Here is a 19,704-nt window from a genome sequence, read left to right on the forward strand (position 1 = left end):
TATGCCGCCGTCATCGCCGGCGAAGCCGGCGTGCAGCGCGCCCTCACGTTGCTCCGGGACGAGGTCGACCGCGACATGGCCCTGCTCGGCATCCGCAGCATCGGCGAAATTACGTCCGATTTGGTGCGAAGGCTGTAGCGCATACCGCCAAACATTTGACTGTGATTTCCGTACGTTCGGTATCCCTCAACGCGCCCCTAAAAAATCGATTTTCGATTGACGATTGTTCTTTGGCCTGCCAACCTTCGCCGCCATGGAGAGTATTGCGTTCGGTTTTGACGTGCAGGGAGGGGGCGGGCCGCGGAGCCTGACCTCGGCCGTGCTGGAGCGTCTGCGCGCTGACATCCTTTCCGCCCGCCTGATCCCCGGCCAGAAACTTCACATCGCGGGCCTCGCAAAACAGTTTTCGGTGAGCCTGGCGGCGGTGCGCGAAGCGCTGTCGCGGCTGGTCGCCGACGGGCTGGTGCAGGCTTCCGACCAGCGCGGCTTCCGTGTCAGCCCGGTGTCGCCGGCCGACCTCGAAGACGTCACGCGCACCCGCATCGACATCGAGGGCCTTGCGCTGCGCCGCTCGATCGAGCGCGGCGATCAGGCCTGGCTCAATTCGGTGGAATCCTCCTTCGCGGCACTTTGCGCCGTTCCGCAGCGTGATCCCGACGACCCGATGAAGCACAACGAGGTGTGGATCGTGCGGCATCGAATTTTCCACCGCGCGCTGGTGAATGCCTGCGGCTCACACTGGCTGCTCGGCTTCCGCGATATCCTGCATGAACAAAGCGAACGCTATCGCCGGCTATCGATCCGCGAAACCGGAAAATCCCGGGACGTCGAGGCCGAACATGCCGCGGTGGTCCATGCCGTGGTCGGATGCGATGCCGACGCCGCCGTGGCCGCGCTGACAAAACACTTCCTGACGACCATGCAATTCGTCGAACTCGCCGCTCCCCGGATTTCGGAGGTATCGGCGACCGTTTGAACCGAGGAGCGCAAAGACTCCAAACCAACTCACAAAGAAAAAACAGAGGAAACGCCAAATGAACATCTCACGCCGCCAGTTGCTGGCGACCATGGCCGCATCGACCGCCCTTGTCCTGCCGGGGACAGCGAAAGCCGCGGACAAGGTCCGCATCGGCCTTCCGACCAAGACCTATTGGCCGACCACCATCGCCGAAACGGCGGCGCGGCAAAAACTGTTCGAGAAGGAAGGCATCAGCGCCGAACTCACGATCTATCGCGGGGGCGCGGAAACCTTCGAGGCCATGGCGGCAGGCGCCGCCGACGTCATTCTCGACGCGCCGTCGCTGCCGGCTGCCGGCCGCAAGAAAGGCGTGATGTCGAAAGTGGTGGCCAACGCTTCGATGGGCAATTTCGGCTGGCAATTGATGGTGCTCAAGAATTCGACGCTCGACGTCAAGGATTTGAACGGCAAGAAGGTCGCCATCACGTCGGCGGGTTCCGGGTCGGACCTGCTGGCGCTGTGGACCATCCAGGACAAGAAGATCGACTTCACCCGCGTGCCCGTCGGCGGCGGCGGCCTGGTGCCGAACCTGCTGGCCGGCAATGTCGATGCCGCCGTGGTGTATTCCCCGCTAAGCTTCCAGATCGCCAAATCCGGCGAGGCGCGCACCATTATCGACTACGCCACGGCCGTGCCGCCGAGCCTCACCGCCGGCTGGATCGCGCCCGACAAATATTGTCAAGAAAAGCCCGAAATGGTGCAGAAGACGCTGAATGCGCTGTATGGCGCGCTGGCCTTCATGCGCGGCAACAAGGACGCGACCGTCAAGCTGATCGCCGAACTCTACGAGATCCCGCCGGAAATCGCCGCGCTGGAATACGAGAACACCATCATGAAACTCGAGACCGACGGCAACATGGGCGCGCCCAACACCATCGAAGCGCTGCAACTATCCCTTGATATGGCAAAACTCGGCGGCATGAAGGATCTGGTGCCTGCGGCCGACATCGTGTCGACCCAGTTCAAGCCGGTTGCGACCAGGCTCTGAGGCAGAGGCGATGGCCGGATCGCTCGGGATAAAGGTGGCGCGCATCGTCATCGTGGTGGCGGTGTTCGCGGCGTGGGAATTGCTGTCGCGGACCGGCATGGTCAACCCGCGCCTGCTGCCTTCGGCCTCCGACACGCTGGCCACGCTGTGGGAACTCCTGCAGCGCTCGAGCGTGCGCAATGATCTTGCGGTAACGGCGAGCGAGGTGCTGATTGCCTTCATCCTCGCCGTTCCCGTCGGCGCCGTAATCGGGTTTGCAATCGCGGAGAACCGCTACTTCGCCGAGGTCGCAAAACCGTTGTTGTTCTTCGCCTTCAGCATTCCGAAGTCGATCTTCCTGCCGATGTTCATCCTGGTGTTCGGCGTCGGCTTCTCCCAGAAGGTCGGCTTCGGGTTCTTCTCGACGATCTTCATCGTCATCATGTCGACGACGACGGCGGTGGAATCGGTCAAGGTCGATCATCTCACCGTCGCCCGCTCCTATGGCGCGACGCCGCTGCAGACGGCGTGGCGCGTCTACCTGCCCAGCATGCTTCCGGTGCTTTTGGAAGCGCTGCGAATTTCCATGATCTTCAACCTCACCGGCGTCATTCTGGCCGAGATGTATGCTTCGCGCGACGGCATCGGCCACCAGATCGCCACCTGGGGCGAGAACTTCCAGATGAAGCAATTGCTCGCCGGCGTGGTGATGATCGCCGCAATTGCCATGACATTCAACGAACTCGTCAGATCGGTGGAAACGCGATGCAGCCATTGGCGAACATAACCCCGCTCAAGCCCGCGCCGCGCGCCGGCGCGATCAAGGTCGGCAATGTCGGCCAGGTCTTCAAGACCTCCACGCAGGACGTGGTGGCGCTGTCGGACATCTCGCTCGAGGTGAAGCCGGGCCGCTTCGTGGTGCTGGTGGGCCCCAGCGGCTGCGGAAAATCGACGCTGCTGATGATGATGGCCGGCCTGCGCCAGCAGACTTCCGGCACCATCCTGATCAACGACGCGCCGATCCCGGAGCCCGATCCGAACCGCGTCGGCGTGGTATTCCAGGAAGCGAGCCTGTTTCCCTGGCTGACGGCAGAGGAAAACGTCGAATTTCCGCTGGCGCTCCGCGGCGTCGCCAAGGCCGAACGGCGCGCCAAGGCGGAAGACGCGCTGAAGCTGGTCGGCCTCGAAGGTTTTGGCAAGCGTCATCCGCACGAGCTTTCCGGCGGCATGAAGCAGCGCGTGTCGATCGCGCGCGGCCTGGTGCAGGATCCGCCGGTGCTGCTGATGGACGAGCCGTTCGCCGCGCTCGACGAGCAGACACGCATGACCATGGGCGACGAATTGCTGCGCATCTGGGCGGCGACCGGAAAGACCGTGGTGTTCGTCACCCACAGCCTGACCGAGGCGGTGTATCTGGCCGACGAGGTGATCGTGATGTCGGCGCGACCCGGCCGCATCGTCGACCAACTCACGATCCCGCTGCCGCGCCCACGCACCTACGAGATGCTTTCGGGCGACACCTTCGGAACGCTGCGCGACCGCATCTGGCGCCATATCCGCAAGTCGGCGTGAGTATTGCAATGTCGTCGACCACGCTGCGCCGCCTCATCGTCATCAGCCTCATTCTGCTGTGGGAAGTGCTGCCGCGCGCCGGTCTTATTCCCGAATTGTTCCTGCCGTCGTTGTCTTCGACCCTGGCCGCGGGCTGGAACGAGGCCGGCGAGTACGGCCACGCGCTGGCGGTGACGCTCTATGAAGTGGCGATCTCCATGGTGTTCGCCTGCGGCGGCGGCATCCTGGCCGGCGCCATCGTCGGCAGCCTGCCGGGTCCGCGCATCCTGATCATGCCGATGATCTCCTCGCTCTACGCGGTGCCGCTGGTGATCCTCTATCCGGTTTTCACGGTGTGGCTCGGGATCGGTTCGGAATCCAAGATCGCATTCGCATCGATTTACGGCTTCCTGCCGACCATGCTGGCGACCGCCGCCGGCATCCAGACCATCGATCCGCAACTGGTGCTGGCCGCTCGCAGCATGGGCGCTACGCTGAGCCAGCGGCTGATCCGCGTCATCATTCCGGCGGCGATCCCGACCGTGCTATCGGGCTTGAGGGTCGGCGGCGCGCTGGTCATCGTCGGCGTGGTGGTGTCGGAGATGCTGATCTCCTCGGCCGGGATCGGCTACCTGATCTCGCGTTACCGCACTATTCTCGACAGCCAGCATGTATTCGCCGGCGTGCTCCTGGTGCTGGCGATGGCGATCGCCTTCAACGCCGCGATCAAATGGATCGAGCGCAAGGCGTCGATCTGGCAGACCGGCACCCGCGCCGGCCAGAGAGCGGCCGAGGACATCCCCGTCACCGCGATACAGCCGGCGACCTGACGGAGAGTTTTCAAGTGTTCGATCTGACATTGTCGTTCGATAACGGTCCCGAGCCGGAAGTGACGCCGCACGTGCTGGATACGCTCGCCAGCCGCCGCATCAAGGCCACCTTCTTCGTGATCGGCGAAAAACTGGCCGATCCCGTACGCCGCGGTCTGGCGGCGCGCGCCCATGCCGAGGGCCACTGGATCGGCAACCACACCTATACGCATTCCCTGCCGCTCGGCCTGCAGCGCGATCCCGCTGCGGGCCAGCATGAAATCGCCCGCACGCAAGGCCTGATCGGCGATCTCGCCCATCCGCAGCGCTGGTTCCGGCCGTTCGGCGGCGGCGGCAATCTGGACGACCGGCTGCTAAAACCCTCGGTGGTCGATCATCTCTGCAAGGGTGGCTATAGCTGCGTGCTGTGGAACGCGATCCCGCGCGACTGGGACGATCCCGACGGCTGGACCGATCGCGCGCTGGCGCAGTGCCGCTCGCAGGCCTGGAGCCTGATGGTGCTGCACGACCTTCCAACCGGCGCCATGCGCCATCTCGAAACGTTCCTCGATTCCGCCGCCGAAGCCGGTGCCCGCTTCCGCCAGGAATTTCCGCCGGATTGCGTTCCGATCCGCGCCGGCAAGATCGTGCTGCCCATCGAGTCCTACGTATCGTCAATCGAAGAAGAAAGTGTCGCCCCATGAAGATCGCAAGTTTCAAGACCGGCTCCGTCGCAAGCTATGGCATCGTGACAGACGCAGGCATCGTCGATGCCGGACGCCGGCTGACGAACTTTCCGACGCTGAAATCGCTGCTGGCGCATGGCAGCCTCGACGACCTTAAGAAATTGCAAGGCGAGCGGCCGGATCATGTCCTCTCGGCGGTCGAACTGCTGCCGACCGTTCCCGACCCGGACAAGATCTTCTGCATCGGCGTCAACTACGCCACCCACCTCGCCGAGAGCGGCCACCCCACCCCGCCGCATCCGATGATCTTCACCCGCTTCGCCAACAGCCAGGTCGGCAGCGGCCAGCCGATGATCCGGCCGCTGGAATCCGAGCGGTTCGATTACGAGGGCGAGCTTGCCGTGATCATCGGCAAGGGCGGCCGCCGCATTTCGCGCGAGAAGGCGCTGAGCCACGTCGCCGGCTATGCCTGCTACAATGACGGCAGCATCCGGGACTGGCAGCGGCACACCTCGCAATTCGCCCCCGGCAAGAACTTTATGGGCACCGGCGGCTTCGGTCCGTGGATGGTGACGACCGACGAAATCCCCGATGTCAGCAGGCAGAAAATCGCGACCCGTCTTAACGGCGTCGAGGTGCAGGCCGCGCCGATTTCCGACCTCGTCTTCGACGTGCCGGCGCTGATCGCCTATTGCTCGACCTTTACGGAGCTTGCGCCCGGCGATGTCATCGTCACCGGCACCACCGGCGGGGTCGGCGCCTACCGCACGCCGCCGCTCTGGATGAAGGAAGGCGACGTGGTTGAGGTCGAGATCTCGGGGATCGGAATCCTGCGCAATCCGGTGAAGGACGAAGTCGCCGCCGCGGCCGAGCGCGCCGCCTGACCGGCGTTGCTTGTCTCATAAACAACAAGGAGAAGCATCGTGAACATGCCGAAACACCTGTTGCCGACCACGGTTGTCGGCAGCTATCCGCAGCCGGAATGGCTGGTCGACCGCGCCATGCTTTCGAAATCCGTTCCGCGCACGCGCATGCACGCGATGTGGCGGCTTCCGGAGGAACATCTCGAGGAAGCCCAGGACGATGCCACCATCGTCGCCATCCGCGACATGGAGCGCGCCGGCATCGACATCGTGACCGACGGCGAAATCCGCAGGGAGAGCTATTCCAATCGCTTTGCGACCGCGCTCGAGGGCATCGATATCGACAATCCCGCGATCATCAAGTCGCGGTCGGGACAGGAAACGCCGGTGCCCCGCGTCGTCGGTCCTGTCAGCCGCGGCCGTCCGGTCGAGTTGCGGGACATGGAATTCCTTCGCCGCAACACCGATCGCGCCGCGAAAATCACCCTGCCCGGCCCGTTCACGATGAGCCAGCAGGCCAAGAACGAATTCTATGAGGACGACGAAGAGCTGGCGATGGCGTTCGCCGAAGCCGTCAACGCCGAGGCGCTGGACCTGCAGAAGGCCGGCGCCGACGTGATCCAGCTCGACGAGCCCTGGGTGCGCAACAATCCGGAGCTGGCAAAACGCTACGCGGTGAAGGCGATCAACCGCGCGCTCAAGGGCATCACGGTACCGACCGTGATTCATCTGTGCTTCGGCTACGCCGCCGTGGTGCCCGGCTCGACCAAGCCGGCCGGCTATTCGTTCCTGGCCGAATTGGCCGACACCAGCGCCGAACAGATCTCGATCGAAGCGGCTCAGCCGAAGCTCGATCTCGGCGTGCTCCGGGATCTGTCGGGCAAGAAGATCATGCTGGGGGTGCTCGACCTCGGCAATCCCGAGATCGAAAGCACCGAGATCGTTGCCGACCGTATCCGGCACGGCCTGAAATACGTCGCCGCCGAGCGGCTCATTCCCGCGCCCGACTGCGGCATGAAATACATGCCGCGCCAAACCGCCTTCGGCAAGCTCAAGGCGATGTGCGACGCCGCTGCGATCGTGCGCAAGGAAATCAGCTAGCCGGTCGCAGTAGGGTGGGCAAAGCCAACGGGTCACGCGAATAACTCCGCCTGTCCACCGATCAGCCTGCCGCGAATACCGACCTCATCCTGAGGAGCTTGCGAAGCAAGCGTCTCGAAGGATGGACGCAGGCACGGCGCTCGCGGCCATCCTTCGAGACGCGGCCAAGAGGCCGCTCCTCAGGATGAGGTCGGTAGTTGGTTCGGCACTCCTTGTCTGTAACGGCGCAGGGTGCCCCTACCCCGTCTTGAACTTGCTGTAGGCCTCGGCGGTCGCGATGATCACGTGCTCGGCGCAGCCGTTGCGGCGATGCGGATCGCACCGGGTCTCGTATTCTTGCGACGTCATCATGTCGATGAAATCGGCCACCGACGGATAGTACACCAGCGCCAGATAATCCCATTGGTTGCCGGCTTGCTTGCCGAGCGCGACCACCTTGGCGTCCCCGGTCCACAGCAGCGTTCCACCGCGCGCCTTGATCATCGGCACCGTCAGGGCGCTGTAGCGCAGGTAGGCGTCCCAGCCCGAGCCGTCGCCGTCGAGCGAGCGCTCATGAAACCGCATCAGGTTCACCATCACGACCGGCCCCTGATGCTCCATGTCCTCAAGTCCTTCGATATTCAACAGATCCACGGCCATGGCCGGCTCCTTCGCTGCGCCCGGTAAAGTCAGGGCATTGTAGCATTGCGGACCCGGCACTTGTCGCGCGGCGAGAATCCGGCACAACTTGGCCGGAAACGATGACCACATCCCCGCCAGCGCCGCCTACCCCCGATCCGTTCAGTTGGCTCACCCACCAACCGTATCTGCTTCTGAGCCTGACTTCGCTGTTCTGGGCCGGCAATATCGTGCTTGGGCGCTTCGTGGCCGGCCACGTTCCGCCGATGACGCTGTCCTGCGTCCGGTGGATCGGCGCGTTCCTGATGCTGCTGCCATTCGCGCGGCCGCATCTGCGGCGCGACTGGCCGGCATTGCGGGCGCGGCTGCCGCTGATGGTGGTGCTGTCGGCGACGGGATTTGCCGTCAACAATGCGCTGTCCTACTGGGCGCTGCAGTATACGCAAGCGCTGAACGCGCTGTTGATCCAGTCGTCCGGGCCGCTGTTCGTGGCGCTGTGGTCGCTGATGCTGTTCGGGGTGCGGCTGACCTGGGCGCAGCTCGCCGGCATCGGCATTTCGCTGGCGGGTGTTCTCACCATCATCCTGCGCGGCGACTTGGGCGCGCTGGCCGGCATCCAGTTCAACAAGGGCGACGTGATGTTTGCCGGCGCGCTGCTCGCGTTCGGCCTGTATTCGGCGCTGATGCCGCGCCGGCCGAAGACGCATCAATTATCGCTGATCGTCTTCACCACCGGCTGCGGCGCGCTGCTGCTGCTGCCGTTCTCGGTCTGGGAATATTCCACCGGCTATACGCTGCAATTCGACGCCCTCACGGTCGCGACCCTGGTCTATGTCGTGATCTTTCCGTCGACGCTGGCCTACCTGTTCTTCAACCGCGGCATCGCGTTGATCGGGCCGAACCGCGCCGCGCCGTTCTTTCACCTGGTGCCGGTGTTCGGTTCGGCGATGGCGATTTTGCTGCTCGGCGAACAGCCGCGGCTGTTCCATCTGGTCGGCTATTTGCTGGTGCTCGCAGGCGTGGTGATCGCCTCGCGGCAGGCGTCGGCCGCCGCATAGCATGCTTGCGCTGAAGACGTAGGGTGGGCAAAGGCGCGCTTAGCGCCGTGCCCACCATCCTGCAATTTAGCGATATTCTGCTGGTGGGCACGCTTCGCTTTGCCCACCCTACAATCTCTGCGGTACCCCGCCTTACGCGGCGCGGACCTTGGCGAGGAAGCCGTCGACGGCGCTGCGCAGCAAGCCCGACTGGTTGTCGAGTTCGCGGGCGTTGGTGAGCACATCGGTGGCGGCCTTGCCGGTCGCCGTCGCCGCCGTGGTGACGCCGCCGATATGGGCGCTGATCTCGTTGGAGCCTGCCGCAACCGACTGGATGTTGCGCGCGATCTCGCGGGTCGCATCGCCCTGCTGGTCGATCGAGGTCGAAATGCTGACCGTGATCTCGCTCATCTGCGCGATGGTCTGGGTGATGCCGCTGATCGCGGCCACCGCATCGCTGGTGGAGGACTGCATCGCCGCGACCTGGGCGGAGATTTCCTCGGTGGCCTTGGCGGTCTGGTTGGCCAGCGCCTTCACTTCGGAAGCGACCACCGCAAAGCCGCGGCCGGATTCGCCAGCGCGCGCCGCTTCGATGGTGGCGTTCAGCGCCAGGAGATTGGTCTGGGCCGCGATCGAGTGGATCAGCTTGACCACCTCGCCGATCTTCTCCGCGCCGGTCGACAGCACCTGCACGGTGGCGTTGGTGCGTTCGGCGTCGCCCACCGCCTTGCTGGCGATCTCGCTGGAACGCGTCACCTGGCGGGAAATCTCGGCGACCGAGCTCGACAGCTCTTCCGCCGCGGCAGCAACCGTTCCGACGTTGTTGGAGGCGCTCTCGGAGGCAGATCCGACGGTCGCGGCGCGCGCGCTGGCGTCGCTCGCGGTCGCCGTCATGGATTGCGCCGTGGTCTGCATGCCTGCCGCAGCCGTCGATACCGAACGGACGATGCCGTTGACGCTGCGTTCGAAATCATTGGCGAGGCTCTCCATGGCCGCGCGGCGCTCGGCGGCGGTCCGTCCCTGGGTCTCGGCTTCCGCCTTTTCCAGCCCGCGGATCCGCACCGCATTGTCCTTGAAGATCTGGACGGTGGCGGCCATCGCGCCGACCTCATCGCCGCGGCCGATGCCGGGGATGTCGCCTTCCAGCTCGCCATCGGCCAGCGCCTTCATGCGGGCGCCAAGCTGGCCGAGCGGAATGCTGATGCTGCGGCTGATCATCCAGGCGATGCTGCCCGAGATGATCGCAATGCCGAGGATCGCGAAGGCCAACAGCCACACGATCGGCTTCATCTTGGCGTCGAGATCCTCGAGATAGGCGCCGGTTCCGACATACATGTTGAAGCCGGGGACGTTGACGGCGTAGCCGATCTTGCGGGTCGGCTTTTCCTCGCCGGGCTTCACATATTCATATGTCAGCAGGACTTCGCCATTGGCTTTCACGCCATCCATCAATTCGTGGGAGAGCTTTCGGCCGTTGGTCACGACCTCCATGCGATTGGTCCCGATCTGCTTGGGATCGGGCGCCAGCACCGTGATGCCGTCAAACGACGTCCCGAACAGGTAGCCGGCGCCTTTGTCGTAGGTCATCGCGTTGGCGCGGCGGCCGAATTCGGCGAGCGCGGCTTCCTTGGTGAGCTTCCCGGCCTCGACCTCCTTCTGCAATCCCGCGGCCATGTTGCGCGCCATGTCGACGATGGCGTGAGCCTGGTCGATCCGAGCGTTCAGCATCTCCCGCTGCATCAGATAGCCTGCGAGGGCGCCGGCGATGCAAAGGCCGAATAAAGTCACACCCACCAAGATACCGAGCTTGGGTGTGATCGTCAGATTGGTCAGCTTCACGGCATGTTCTCCGGGGAATGGTGCGAGCGATTGGCGGTATTGGCGGAACGGCGGCCTCACGGTATCGTGAAAGCCCTTAGAGTTCCCTTACGAAGCCAGCCCGCCCCTCCGTAGAAGTACCTCCACCTCGTTTTGAGCCAGCCGCGATCCTGTGCGATGCTGTTCAAGACGCGAAATCGGGGGGCGGTTGCGGGTGTCGCGCGGCCATAACCAACACCGAAATGTCAAATCGGGAGAAACAAGGAAATGCCGAAGTTCAGGGTTGTAACGCCGAAGGGCGCGAGCTTCACGGTCGCCGGCGGCGGCTATGCATTCGAAAAAGAGGCGCTCGATCCGATCGGCGCCGAGATCATCGAGGCGCCCGCCAATGAGACGGAATTCATCGAAGCCGCGCGGACCGCCGACGCGATCTATGCCAAGGGCCTGCCGATCTCGAAGAAGATCATCGACGCCCTGGAAAACTGCAAGGTCATCACGCTGGGGAGCGTCGGCGTCGACAGTGTCGACGTCAAGGCCGCCACCGCGCGCGGGATTCCCGTCACCAATATTCCCGACACCTTCATCGAGGAAGTCGCCGACCACGCCATGATGCTGCTGCTGGCCGGATTTCGCCGACTGGTCGAGCAGGACAAGATGGTCCGCCAGGGCCGCTGGTCCGAAGGCCGCCCGGCGCTCCTGAAGATTCCGAGGCTGATGGGCCAGACACTGGGCTTCATCTCGTTTGGCCGGGTGGCGCGTGCGGTGGCCAAACGCGCAGCACCCTTCGGTTTGCGGATGATGGCCTACGATCCCTTCATCGCCGAGACGCTGATTTCCGATCACGGCGTGCTTCCGGCAACCCTGTCGGAGGTGCTGTCGCAGTCCGATTTCGTCTCGATGCACGCGCCGGCGCGGCCCGAGGTCCACCACATGCTGGGCGAAACCCATTTCCGCCAGATGAAGAAGAGCGCGATCTTCATCAATACCGGCCGGGGAGCGACCGTGAACGAGGAGGCGCTGATCAAGGCTTTGCAGGAAGGCTGGATCGCGCACGCAGCACTCGACGTGCTGGAAAAGGAACCGCCCTCGCACAATAATCCGATGCTCGGCATGGAGAACGTCACGCTGACCGCGCATGTCGCCTCGGCCTCGGCGCGCTTCGACGAGGCGCGCAAGCGCCGCGTCGGCTACGAATTGTCGCTGGTCCTGCAGGGCATGTGGCCGGTCAGCTGCGTCAACCCGTCGGTGCTGCAGACCACCTCGCTTCGGCGCTGGCAACCCGTCAGCATGGAGCGCGGCCCGAACAGCTAGGCACGGTAACGATTTTGACCGAACCGGTTTCCGGCGACATCGCTGAAGGGGTGACGGCGGCGTAAGGCCGCAGGCTCATCCACCGGCGTCACCGGCGCTTCACAAAACTGTCAGCGCGCCGTAACGCGCGCTCCGCAAGAACACCGCATCGTTGCTCACAGGAGATCGACCATGCGCGTGTCACTGCTCTGTTCCGTTGCGTCGCTATTTCTGGCTGCAAGCACGGCGTTCGCACAAGGCGAAGGTGAATTTCCCGCCACGCTGGCCGGCCATGCGGTGCTTCCCGCGGAATCCTTCATCGATGCGCCTGCCGACGCGCCGGATGATCTGAAGATTTCGGGCAAATACACCACCGGCCGCCGCGTCGACGCCGTCGGCAGCGTGATGGGCAAATCCTACGAGCGGCCGACCGGCGTGTCGCTGCCGTTCAAGGGCCAGCCGCTGCAGGGCCACTCCGGCATCAAGATGATGCCCGACGGGACGTTCTGGGTGATCACCGACAACGGCATGGGCTCGCGTTACAACTCGGCGGATTCGATGCTGTATCTCAATCGCTACAAGATCGACTGGGCGACCGGCAAGGTCGAGCGGCAGGAGACCGTGTTCCTGCACGATCCCGACAAGAAGGTGCCGTTCCGCATCGTTCACGAGGACGCTGCGCCGCGCTATCTCACCGGCGCGGACTTCGACACCGAAGGCTTCCAGATCATCGACGACAATTTCTGGATCGGCGACGAGTTCGGTCCCTACATCGTCAAAGCCGACAGCAGCGGCAAGGTGGAAGCCGTGTTCGAGACGGTCGCCGACGGCAAGCCGGTGCGCTCGCCAGACCACTGGGCGGTGCAGTCGCCGGGGGCGCCGGGCGCCACCTACACCAATGTCAATCTGCGCCGCTCCAAAGGCTTCGAGGGCTTCGCATCGTCGAAGGACGGCAAATTCCTGTACGGGCTGCTCGAAGGGCCGCTGTGGGATGCCGAGAAGAAGGATTGGGAGCGGGTCGACGGCAGGGAAGCCTCGCGGATTCTCGAATTCGACGTCGCCGCGGAGAAATTCACCGGTCGCTACTGGCAGTATGTGTTCGAGCAGAACGGCAACGCGATCGGCGACTTCAACATGATCGATGCCACCAGCGGCCTGATCATCGAACGCGACAACGGCGAAGGCACCGCGGACAAGGCCTGCCCACAAGGCACCCGCGGCGAGAACTGCTTCCCGGATATCGCCAAGTTCAAGCACATCTACAAGGTCGAGCTCAACGACGCCAACGCCGGCAAGCCGGTCCGCAAGATCGCCTATATCGACCTGATGAAGATCCGGGATCCCGACAACAAGGCGCGCAAGCCACTCAATGACGGCGTGCTCACCTTCCCGTTCTTCACCATCGAAAACGTCGACCGCGTCGACGAGACGCACATCATCGTCGGCAACGACAACAACCTGCCGTTCTCGTCGAGCCGCGACCCCAACAAGGCCGACGACAATGAATTCGTGCTGCTCGAGGTCGGCGATTTCCTGAAGGCGAAGTGAGTTAAGGCTTGGCAGGTTTAGGCTTGGGCGTGACGGTTTCTGGTTTGACCGTCACGCCCTTGTCTAAATGCCCGGGAACGTCGGGGATTTACCGGCCCACCGGTTTCACCCGGCCGGGATCATGACGACGCCCTTGTCCTTGGGCCAGCGCACGCGCCAGGCGAACGAAATGTCCCTGACCTCGCCGGGCTTCGCCTCGAACGCCCATTCGAGCACGCCGCGCCGGTCGCGCAGATTGGTCGCGGTCGGAGGCGTCGTCGACGGCAGCATTTCGACCACAATGTCCTCGTTTTCGCTGACCGGCAATTGATCCTCGATGGCGATCCGAATCGGAAAATCGTGGCCGTTGCGCACGCTGGTCTTGAACGCGCGTTCGTCGGTCCTCGATGTCGTTACGATCAGGCCCGCCGATCCCTCGTTGCGTTTGATGACGGCGCGTTCGATCTTGACCTTGTCGTCGGCGCCGAAACCGAGCCGCACCGTCTCGTCCTTGCTGGCGGCCGCCATTTTACCGCGGCCGACAAACACGCCGTCACGATAGATCGCGACGCGGCCGGGCAGCAGCGGTGCGTCCTCGGCCTGCTTGAAGCTTGCTTCGAGAAACGCTGTCGGATCGAGCACCGGCGCCGCACGGATAGCCAGATCGGGCGCAATGGTGGCGGTGGACACGCGCAGGCTCTTGGCGCCGTCGCTGGCGCCGACGCTGACCCGGCCGGGAATTTTGAACGTGACCTGGAAGCCGCCGATTTCGGCGGCGGCCTGCTGTTCGTCGGCGCGTTGCGCGGGCGCTGCGGGTGCTTCAAATGCCATCGCCGGCGGCTGCATCTGACGGAGCTTCATGTCCGAGATCGCGGCCGAGCCCAGCGGGCGCGGCGGTTGCGGATATTGCACGATCAGCGAATTCAGATCCGGCGCGCTGCCGCCGCGCGCGGTCCGGACGGTGGAGACGGCCAGCGTGACATTCGGCCAGTCCTCTCCCGTCGACTGGGTGATCTCGGCGCGGCGCACCAGTTCGAGCGCGGGCTTGCGGTCCTTTGCGCCGGTGTCGAGCCTGGCATCGTAAAGCGGCATCCAGCGAGCGTTGCGCACGCTGTAGGTCACCCGCAGCGTCGCCCTGGTCGCCGCATTGGCGGAAAGATCGATCCGGACCTCGAGCTTGCTTGGCGGCTTGGTCGCGCGGTCGGCCTCGAGCCGCGCGATCTCGCGGTCGATGTCCCGCTGCTTGCGTTCGGCGTCGCGGATCGCGGTGTCCGCAGCTGCCACTTCCTCGGAGACCGCGGCAAAGGCGGCGCGCCACTCGTCGATCGGACGCGCCTCGCCCTTCTCGCCCAGCCCGGCTGGAGAGCTTTGCGCAAAGCGCTCGGCAAATTTTCGGCGCGCGGTGGCCGCATTGATCGCGCCTGAGAGATTGCCGCGCTCGTCCTTCAGCGCTTCGATGCGCTTGTCGAGCTCCGGCAGGTTGACCGGCGGCGCCGCGCGCGGCGGCCGTGTGTCGATGGCGCCGATGGTGAGCTTCGTCCCCGCCTCGCCCTCGACCCGGAGCGAGGACGGATCCAGCGTCAGCGGGAAATCGTTGGCCACGAGGGTATTGTCGCCCGGGACAAGATCGGCCGTGATGACGCGCGTGACGCTGGCGCCGTCGGGATAGACGGTAACGGCATCGACCGTGGAGCTGGCGTCGACATCCGCCGCCTGCACCGGCATGGCGGCAAAGCCAGCAACAACAACCAGACTGGTCGCAACAAGATGATTCGCAATCCTGCGCATGACTTCCCTCCCGCAAATCTCCTCGCGCCGCCCGCAAGACCCGGCTGGCCTGGTGGACTGGACGCCCAAAAAAATCGCCTCACCATCGTGGTGAGACGCTGCGATCAAGGAACTGGTTCGATTGAGGTGACCGTAAGGCGCCGCTGGGGCGCGCCCGCGGCGGAGGCGGCGTGGAAAAATGTCCGCGGGCGCGCAATCGCTTCAGATGGCGATAACTTTCGTCACCCTCCCCTGGAGGTCCTTTCCAGGGGAAGCTGACGGGGGCGCAGTTTAAAACACCAGCGCCTTGGCCTGCTTCACCTGCGGCAGCGCCTGCACCTTGGCGAGCACGTCCGCCGGCACCGCGCCGTCGACCTCGACCAGCGCGATGGCGTCGCCGCCCTGCTTGGTGCGGCCAAGATGGAAGGTCGCGATGTTGAGCTTGGCGTCGCCGAGCAGACCAGCGAAGCGGCCGATGAAGCCCGGCTTGTCCTCGTTGGTGACGTAGATCATCGACTTGCCGAATTCGGCGTCGACGCGGATGCCCTTGATATCGACCAGCCGCGGCTTGCCGTCGGCATAGACCGTGCCCGACACCGAGCGCTCCTGCCGCTCGGTGATGACGGTGACCGTGATCAGGCTTTCGTAGTCGCTCTGCGCCGCGCGCACGATCTCGTCGACCACCATGCCGCGCTCCTTGGCGATGACCGGCGCCGAGACGACGTTGATGTCGCCCAGCATCGGCCGCAGCAGGCCCGACAGCACCGCCGAGGTCAGCGCCTTGATCTTCATTTCGGCGACATGGCCCTCATATGTGATCTGCACCTTCGCAATGCCGGTTTCGGTGAGCTGGCCGGCGAACGAACCGAGCTTTTCGGCGAGTTCGATGAACGGCTTCAGCTTCGGCGCCTCTTCCGCCGTGATCGAGGGGAAGTTGACCGCATTGGAAATCGCGCCGCTCAAGAGATAATCCGACATCTGCTCGGCGACCTGAAGTGCCACGTTCTCCTGCGCCTCGGTGGTGGCCGCGCCAAGATGCGGCGTACAGATGACGTTGGGGTGGCCGAACAGCACGTTCGTGGTGGCCGGCTCCTCGACGAACACGTCGAACGCCGCGCCCGCGACATGCTTGGAGTTCAGCGCATCGACCAGCGCCTGCTCGTCGACCAGCCCGCCGCGCGCGCAATTGATGATTCGCACGCCCTTCTTCATCCTGGTCAGTGCGGCTGCGTCGATTATATTCCTGGTCTTCTCCGTCAGCGGCGTATGCAGCGTGATGAAATCGGCGCGCTTGAACAATTCATCGAGTTCGACCTTCTCGACGCCGATGTCCTTGGCGCGCTCCGGCGACAGGAACGGATCGAACGCGATCACCTTCATGCGCAGGCCGAGCGCGCGGTCGGCGACGATCGAGCCGATATTGCCGCAGCCGATGATGCCGAGCATCTTGCCGGTGATCTCGACGCCCATGAAGCGGTTCTTCTCCCACTTGCCGGCCTGGGTGGAAGCGTCGGCCTGCGGAATTTCGCGCGCCAGCGCCAGCATCAGGGTGATGGCGTGTTCGGCCGTGGTGATCGAATTGCCGAACGGCGTGTTCATCACGATGATGCCCTTGGCCGTGGCCGCCGGGATCTCGACATTGTCGACGCCGATGCCGGCGCGGCCGATCACCTTCAGCCGCGTCGCCTTCTCGATGATCTTCGCGGTGGCCTTGGTGGCGGAGCGGATCGCCAGCCCGTCATAATTGCCGATGATCTCGGCAAGCTTTTCCTTGTCCTTGCCGAGATTGGGCTGGAAATCGACGTCGATGCCGCGATCCTTGAAGATCTGCACGGCGGCGGGCGACAGCGCGTCGGAAATGAGAACCTTGGGTTTTGTCATGGGGTGATCCGTTGATGGACGATGCATTTGATATCGTCTCCCCGGCGCGACAGCACGAAACGCGTCTTCGCGCTCGCATCTTCCCGGGAGCCATCTTTTTCGATGGATGGCCGGGTCAAGCCCGGCCATGACGATGGTGGGATGAACGAACTTACGCCGCCCTCGGAAGCGAAGCCCTGGTCTCTGCGAACGCCCAGTCGATCCACTGCGTCAGCAGTGTGACATCCCTGGCTTCCACCGTGGCGCCGCACCAGATGCGCAGGCCCGCCGGCGCATCGCGATAATGCGCGAAATCGTAGCCGGCGCCTTCCTTCTCCACCAGGGCAACGAGCTTCTTGGCGAAATCGGCCTGCGCATCGGCGGAGAGCGAGGTGATGGCCGGATCGACCACCTTCATGCACACCGAGGTGTTGGAGCGAACAGCCGGATCGCTGGCGAGGAAATCGATCCACGGCGTTTTCGCCTTCCAGTCGGCGAGCGCCTTGGCGTTGGCATCGGCGCGCGCGATCAGGCCCTTGAGGCCGCCGACCGACTTCGCCCAGTTCAGCGCATCGAGATAATCCTCGACGCACAGCATCGACGGCGTGTTGATGGTCTCGCCCTCGAAGATGCCTTCGTTGAGCTTGCCGCCCTTGGTCATGCGGAAGATCTTCGGCAGCGGCCAGGCCGGCTTGTAGCTTTCGAGCCGTTCGACCGCGCGCGGGCTGAGCACCAGCATGCCGTGCGCGGCTTCGCCGCCCAGCGCCTTCTGCCAGGAGAACGTCACCACATCGAGCTTTTCCCAGTCGAGCGCTTGCGCGAACGCCGCCGAGGTTGCGTCGCAGATGGTGAGGCCTTCGCGGGTAGCGCTGATCCAGTCGGCATTGGGGACACGCACGCCCGAGGTGGTGCCGTTCCAGGTGAAAACAATGTCGGAGGCCGGATCGACCTTGGAGAGATCGGGGATTTCGCCGTAGCCGGCATGCAGCTTGGTCACGTCCTTGAGCTTCAGTTCCTTGACGATATCGCTGACCCAGCCTTCGCCGAAGGATTCCCAGGCAATGGTGGTCACCGGCCGCGCGCCGAGCAGCGACCACAGCGCCATTTCGACCGCGCCGGTATCCGACGCCGGCACGATACCGATCCTGTAGCCGGCCGGCACTTCCAGCACCTCGCGGGTCAGTTCGATCGCGAGCTTGAGCTTGGCCTTGCCGATTTTTGCGCGATGCGAACGGCCGAGCGCGGCGTCCTTGAGATTTTGGGGGGTCCAGCCGGGGCGCTTGGCACAGGGGCCGGAGGAAAAATGCGGCACGTTGGGCCGCGAAGCGGGCTTCGCTGCAGTCATGATCTATCCTTCCAGATAGCTAGCCTCCCGTTGGGGGGAGGTGTCCCGCCGCGGTGGATAGGGGAATCGGGCGGAATCGTCAAGGAACTTCGGAGCGATCCGGTATGACCCCGGGATCACAGGCGATTGATGGCTCGCCGGGGGCTTGCGGCGCCAGTTGCGGGGCGCCTTGCGAGTCCAAGAGCTCCACCGCATCGGTCACAAGCTGGGCGGCTTTTCGCCGGCTCGCGACCTTCAAGACGCTTTTTTCACCCGCCCGCACTACGTACTCGGCGCCGATCCTGACAATCGAATAGATCTTCATGTGCGGTCCCCAAGCTGCCCGAGCCCGACGGGATACACCATTGTCTCACGGATGGTTCCGCAGAAAAACTTACGGAGCACTGGTTAGTTTACCCCGCGTTAACCGGATTGAATCGCAAACCCGGTTCCGCAATGTCCCCAAGGGCCCCGGGATCAGTGCGTCAGAATGAGGCGATAAAGATGGGCGATGCCGCCCGCGGCCAGCCAGGCAAACAACAAGGCGCCCATGCAGTGCATGGCCGCCGTCGAGGCAAACTTCTTCGGCTGTTCGTGGATATCGTAGCCGATGCCGTCGCTGAAAATGACGCCCTGGCGCAAGGCGCGAACAAGCGTCCACATGATAAAGGCGGCGAAGACACCGATCATCAGACCTGCAACTGGCAGCATGCTGCACCTCACCTTCGATGCGCATGCTTGTGGCGAAGGTCTGAACAAAGGGTGGCAATGAACCGGCGATATTGCGATGGTTCAAGTTGTTGAGTTAACGACAGGTTTGCGTGCCTCCCGGACAAGCTTCGTGCAGCTTCCGATCGTGCCGCTATCGGAAGCGCCCGCCGGATCAGCTCTCAGAACCGCAACGTCATCCCGACGTGGCTCGGCGCAAACCCCAGCCGCTTGTAGAATCGCTGCGCATCGACGCGGGTGTTGTGCGTGAGGAGCTCGACCAGTTTGCATTCCCTGGCGCGCGCTTGCGCAACGGCCCATTGCACCAGCCGCTCGCCGATGCCGCGGCTGCGGCAATGCGTGGCGACGCGAACGTCCTCGATCAAGGCGCGCGAGGCGCCCTGCGAACTCAACCCCGGCAGGATGCAAAGCTGCAGGCAGCCGACAACGGCACCTCCCTCCTCGGCGACCACGAGCTGGATGTTCGGATCGTTCTCGACCGCCACGAACGCCCGAAAATAGGACGGCGGCAGGGGATCTTCGATCCGTTCGCGCCCGCTGCCGAGCGGATCGTCCGCCAGCATCTTCACGATAGACCCGACGTCGTTGCGGCGCGCGCGCCGGATGCTGACAACGGAATTCGCGGCCATGAACGCTCCCATCGATGCTAGAGCGCCGGCGGCAGGCCGAGCGCCCGTTCGGCCTCGCCGATCCAGCGCCGCAACGAGGCGTAGCCGTCGAGGTGAAAGCCGCCTTCATG

General features: G+C 64.1%; 20 protein-coding genes and 1 pseudogene. 12 read left to right on the top strand and 9 right to left on the bottom strand.

The genetic code is table 11. The features are described from left to right. Positions 1-12: 12 nt before the first annotated feature. From QZ213_RS08805 to QZ213_RS08845, 9 genes are all read left to right on the top strand, one after another. A complete protein-coding gene (locus QZ213_RS08805) occupies positions 13-138 on the top strand; it encodes an alpha-hydroxy-acid oxidizing protein (RefSeq protein ID WP_291685694.1) in 126 nt (41 codons plus the stop codon). 115 nt (positions 139-253) lie between these two features. Next, the gene (locus QZ213_RS08810) at positions 254-976 is read left to right on the top strand and encodes an FCD domain-containing protein (protein ID WP_291685676.1); all 723 of its coding nucleotides are present in this window, start codon (positions 254-256) and stop codon (positions 974-976) included. Between the two features lie 58 nt (positions 977-1,034). Continuing rightward, positions 1,035-2,006: an ABC transporter substrate-binding protein gene (locus QZ213_RS08815; protein WP_291685677.1), complete on the top strand. Its 972-nt coding sequence runs from the start codon at positions 1,035-1,037 to the stop codon at positions 2,004-2,006. A 10-nt stretch (positions 2,007-2,016) separates the two neighbouring features. After that, positions 2,017-2,772, top strand: a complete 756-nt coding sequence (locus QZ213_RS08820) for an ABC transporter permease (RefSeq protein ID WP_291685678.1) — start codon at positions 2,017-2,019, stop codon at positions 2,770-2,772. Further along, entirely contained in the window at positions 2,751-3,557 is an 807-nt protein-coding gene (locus QZ213_RS08825; protein WP_291685679.1) for an ABC transporter ATP-binding protein, read from the top strand. The genes QZ213_RS08820 and QZ213_RS08825 overlap by 22 nt, the downstream gene beginning before the upstream one ends. Next, a complete protein-coding gene (locus tag QZ213_RS08830) occupies positions 3,554-4,366 on the top strand; it encodes an ABC transporter permease (RefSeq protein ID WP_291685680.1) in 813 nt (270 codons plus the stop codon). Before QZ213_RS08825 ends, QZ213_RS08830 begins: the two co-directional genes overlap by 4 nt. Before the next feature lie 14 nt (positions 4,367-4,380). Further along, on the top strand, positions 4,381-5,049 hold the full coding sequence (locus tag QZ213_RS08835) for a polysaccharide deacetylase family protein (protein ID WP_291685681.1): 669 nt from the start codon (positions 4,381-4,383) through the stop codon (positions 5,047-5,049). After that, a complete protein-coding gene (locus tag QZ213_RS08840) occupies positions 5,046-5,915 on the top strand; it encodes a fumarylacetoacetate hydrolase family protein (protein WP_291685682.1) in 870 nt (289 codons plus the stop codon). Before QZ213_RS08835 ends, QZ213_RS08840 begins: the two co-directional genes overlap by 4 nt. 45 nt (positions 5,916-5,960) lie before the next feature. Beyond that, positions 5,961-6,995 (top strand): uroporphyrinogen decarboxylase family protein, encoded by a 1,035-nt coding sequence (locus QZ213_RS08845; RefSeq protein WP_291685695.1) that lies wholly within the window; start codon positions 5,961-5,963, stop codon positions 6,993-6,995. Positions 6,996-7,232: 237 nt separating this feature from the next. On the opposite strand, the gene QZ213_RS08850 is transcribed toward QZ213_RS08845, so the two are convergent. Then, positions 7,233-7,634, bottom strand: coding sequence for a DUF1330 domain-containing protein (locus QZ213_RS08850; RefSeq protein ID WP_291685683.1), 402 nt, complete (start codon positions 7,632-7,634; stop codon positions 7,233-7,235). 101 nt (positions 7,635-7,735) lie between these two features. On the opposite strand from QZ213_RS08850, the gene QZ213_RS08855 reads away from it, so the two are divergent. Next, on the top strand, positions 7,736-8,671 hold the full coding sequence (locus tag QZ213_RS08855; protein ID WP_291685684.1) for a DMT family transporter: 936 nt from the start codon (positions 7,736-7,738) through the stop codon (positions 8,669-8,671). A 132-nt stretch (positions 8,672-8,803) separates the two neighbouring features. Here QZ213_RS08855 and QZ213_RS08860 read toward each other — a convergent pair whose 3' ends face one another. Continuing rightward, positions 8,804-10,489: a methyl-accepting chemotaxis protein gene (locus QZ213_RS08860; protein ID WP_291685685.1), complete on the bottom strand. Its 1,686-nt coding sequence runs from the start codon at positions 10,487-10,489 to the stop codon at positions 8,804-8,806. Between the two features lie 246 nt (positions 10,490-10,735). Here QZ213_RS08860 and QZ213_RS08865 point away from each other — a divergent pair, with 246 nt between their 5' ends. Next, positions 10,736-11,779, top strand: a complete 1,044-nt coding sequence (locus tag QZ213_RS08865) for a C-terminal binding protein (protein ID WP_291685686.1) — start codon at positions 10,736-10,738, stop codon at positions 11,777-11,779. Between the two features lie 171 nt (positions 11,780-11,950). Beyond that, complete coding sequence (locus QZ213_RS08870) at positions 11,951-13,306, top strand: esterase-like activity of phytase family protein (RefSeq protein WP_291685687.1); 1,356 nt, start codon at positions 11,951-11,953, stop codon at positions 13,304-13,306. Positions 13,307-13,411: 105 nt separating this feature from the next. Here the strand turns inward: QZ213_RS08870 and QZ213_RS08875 are convergent, their stop codons facing one another. The 7 genes and pseudogenes from QZ213_RS08875 to QZ213_RS27150 form a co-directional block, all read right to left on the bottom strand. After that, entirely contained in the window at positions 13,412-15,073 is a 1,662-nt protein-coding gene (locus QZ213_RS08875) for a mucoidy inhibitor MuiA family protein (RefSeq protein WP_291685688.1), read from the bottom strand. 270 nt (positions 15,074-15,343) lie between these two features. Then, positions 15,344-16,933 (bottom strand): phosphoglycerate dehydrogenase, encoded by a 1,590-nt coding sequence (gene serA / locus QZ213_RS08880; protein ID WP_291685689.1) that lies wholly within the window; start codon positions 16,931-16,933, stop codon positions 15,344-15,346. 151 nt (positions 16,934-17,084) lie between these two features. Further along, positions 17,085-18,257, bottom strand: a complete 1,173-nt coding sequence (locus QZ213_RS08885) for a phosphoserine transaminase (protein ID WP_291685690.1) — start codon at positions 18,255-18,257, stop codon at positions 17,085-17,087. A 79-nt stretch (positions 18,258-18,336) separates the two neighbouring features. After that, positions 18,337-18,561, bottom strand: coding sequence for a hypothetical protein (locus tag QZ213_RS08890; RefSeq protein ID WP_291685691.1), 225 nt, complete (start codon positions 18,559-18,561; stop codon positions 18,337-18,339). A gap of 152 nt (positions 18,562-18,713) precedes the next feature. Then, entirely contained in the window at positions 18,714-18,947 is a 234-nt protein-coding gene (locus QZ213_RS08895) for a hypothetical protein (protein WP_291685692.1), read from the bottom strand. 179 nt (positions 18,948-19,126) lie between these two features. After that, entirely contained in the window at positions 19,127-19,594 is a 468-nt protein-coding gene (locus QZ213_RS08900) for a GNAT family N-acetyltransferase (RefSeq protein WP_291685693.1), read from the bottom strand. A 17-nt stretch (positions 19,595-19,611) separates the two neighbouring features. Beyond that, positions 19,612-19,704: pseudogene (locus QZ213_RS27150) on the bottom strand (glutathione S-transferase family protein); the annotation flags it as partial.

Source organism: Bradyrhizobium sp. (assembly GCF_017881085.1).
Lineage (GTDB): Bacteria > Pseudomonadota > Alphaproteobacteria > Rhizobiales > Xanthobacteraceae > Bradyrhizobium.

Bases quoted from the DNA above. Each gene is read 5' to 3' on its own strand.
- QZ213_RS08815 (WP_291685677.1), top strand. From the start codon at position 1,035: ATGAACATCTCACGCCGCCAGTTGCTGGCGACCATGGCCGCATCGACC.
- QZ213_RS08875 (WP_291685688.1), bottom strand. From the start codon at position 15,073: ATGCGCAGGATTGCGAATCATCTTGTTGCGACCAGTCTGGTTGTTGTT.
- QZ213_RS08825 (WP_291685679.1), top strand. From the start codon at position 2,751: ATGCAGCCATTGGCGAACATAACCCCGCTCAAGCCCGCGCCGCGCGCC.
- QZ213_RS08810 (WP_291685676.1), top strand. From the start codon at position 254: ATGGAGAGTATTGCGTTCGGTTTTGACGTGCAGGGAGGGGGCGGGCCG.
- QZ213_RS08840 (WP_291685682.1), top strand. From the start codon at position 5,046: ATGAAGATCGCAAGTTTCAAGACCGGCTCCGTCGCAAGCTATGGCATC.
- QZ213_RS08865 (WP_291685686.1), top strand. From the start codon at position 10,736: ATGCCGAAGTTCAGGGTTGTAACGCCGAAGGGCGCGAGCTTCACGGTC.
- QZ213_RS08900 (WP_291685693.1), bottom strand. From the start codon at position 19,594: ATGGCCGCGAATTCCGTTGTCAGCATCCGGCGCGCGCGCCGCAACGAC.
- QZ213_RS08820 (WP_291685678.1), top strand. From the start codon at position 2,017: ATGGCCGGATCGCTCGGGATAAAGGTGGCGCGCATCGTCATCGTGGTG.
- QZ213_RS08890 (WP_291685691.1), bottom strand. From the start codon at position 18,561: ATGAAGATCTATTCGATTGTCAGGATCGGCGCCGAGTACGTAGTGCGG.
- QZ213_RS08885 (WP_291685690.1), bottom strand. From the start codon at position 18,257: ATGACTGCAGCGAAGCCCGCTTCGCGGCCCAACGTGCCGCATTTTTCC.
- QZ213_RS08870 (WP_291685687.1), top strand. From the start codon at position 11,951: ATGCGCGTGTCACTGCTCTGTTCCGTTGCGTCGCTATTTCTGGCTGCA.
- serA (WP_291685689.1), bottom strand. From the start codon at position 16,933: ATGACAAAACCCAAGGTTCTCATTTCCGACGCGCTGTCGCCCGCCGCC.
- QZ213_RS08850 (WP_291685683.1), bottom strand. From the start codon at position 7,634: ATGGCCGTGGATCTGTTGAATATCGAAGGACTTGAGGACATGGAGCAT.
- QZ213_RS08895 (WP_291685692.1), bottom strand. From the start codon at position 18,947: ATGCTGCCAGTTGCAGGTCTGATGATCGGTGTCTTCGCCGCCTTTATC.
- QZ213_RS08845 (WP_291685695.1), top strand. From the start codon at position 5,961: ATGCCGAAACACCTGTTGCCGACCACGGTTGTCGGCAGCTATCCGCAG.
- QZ213_RS08855 (WP_291685684.1), top strand. From the start codon at position 7,736: ATGACCACATCCCCGCCAGCGCCGCCTACCCCCGATCCGTTCAGTTGG.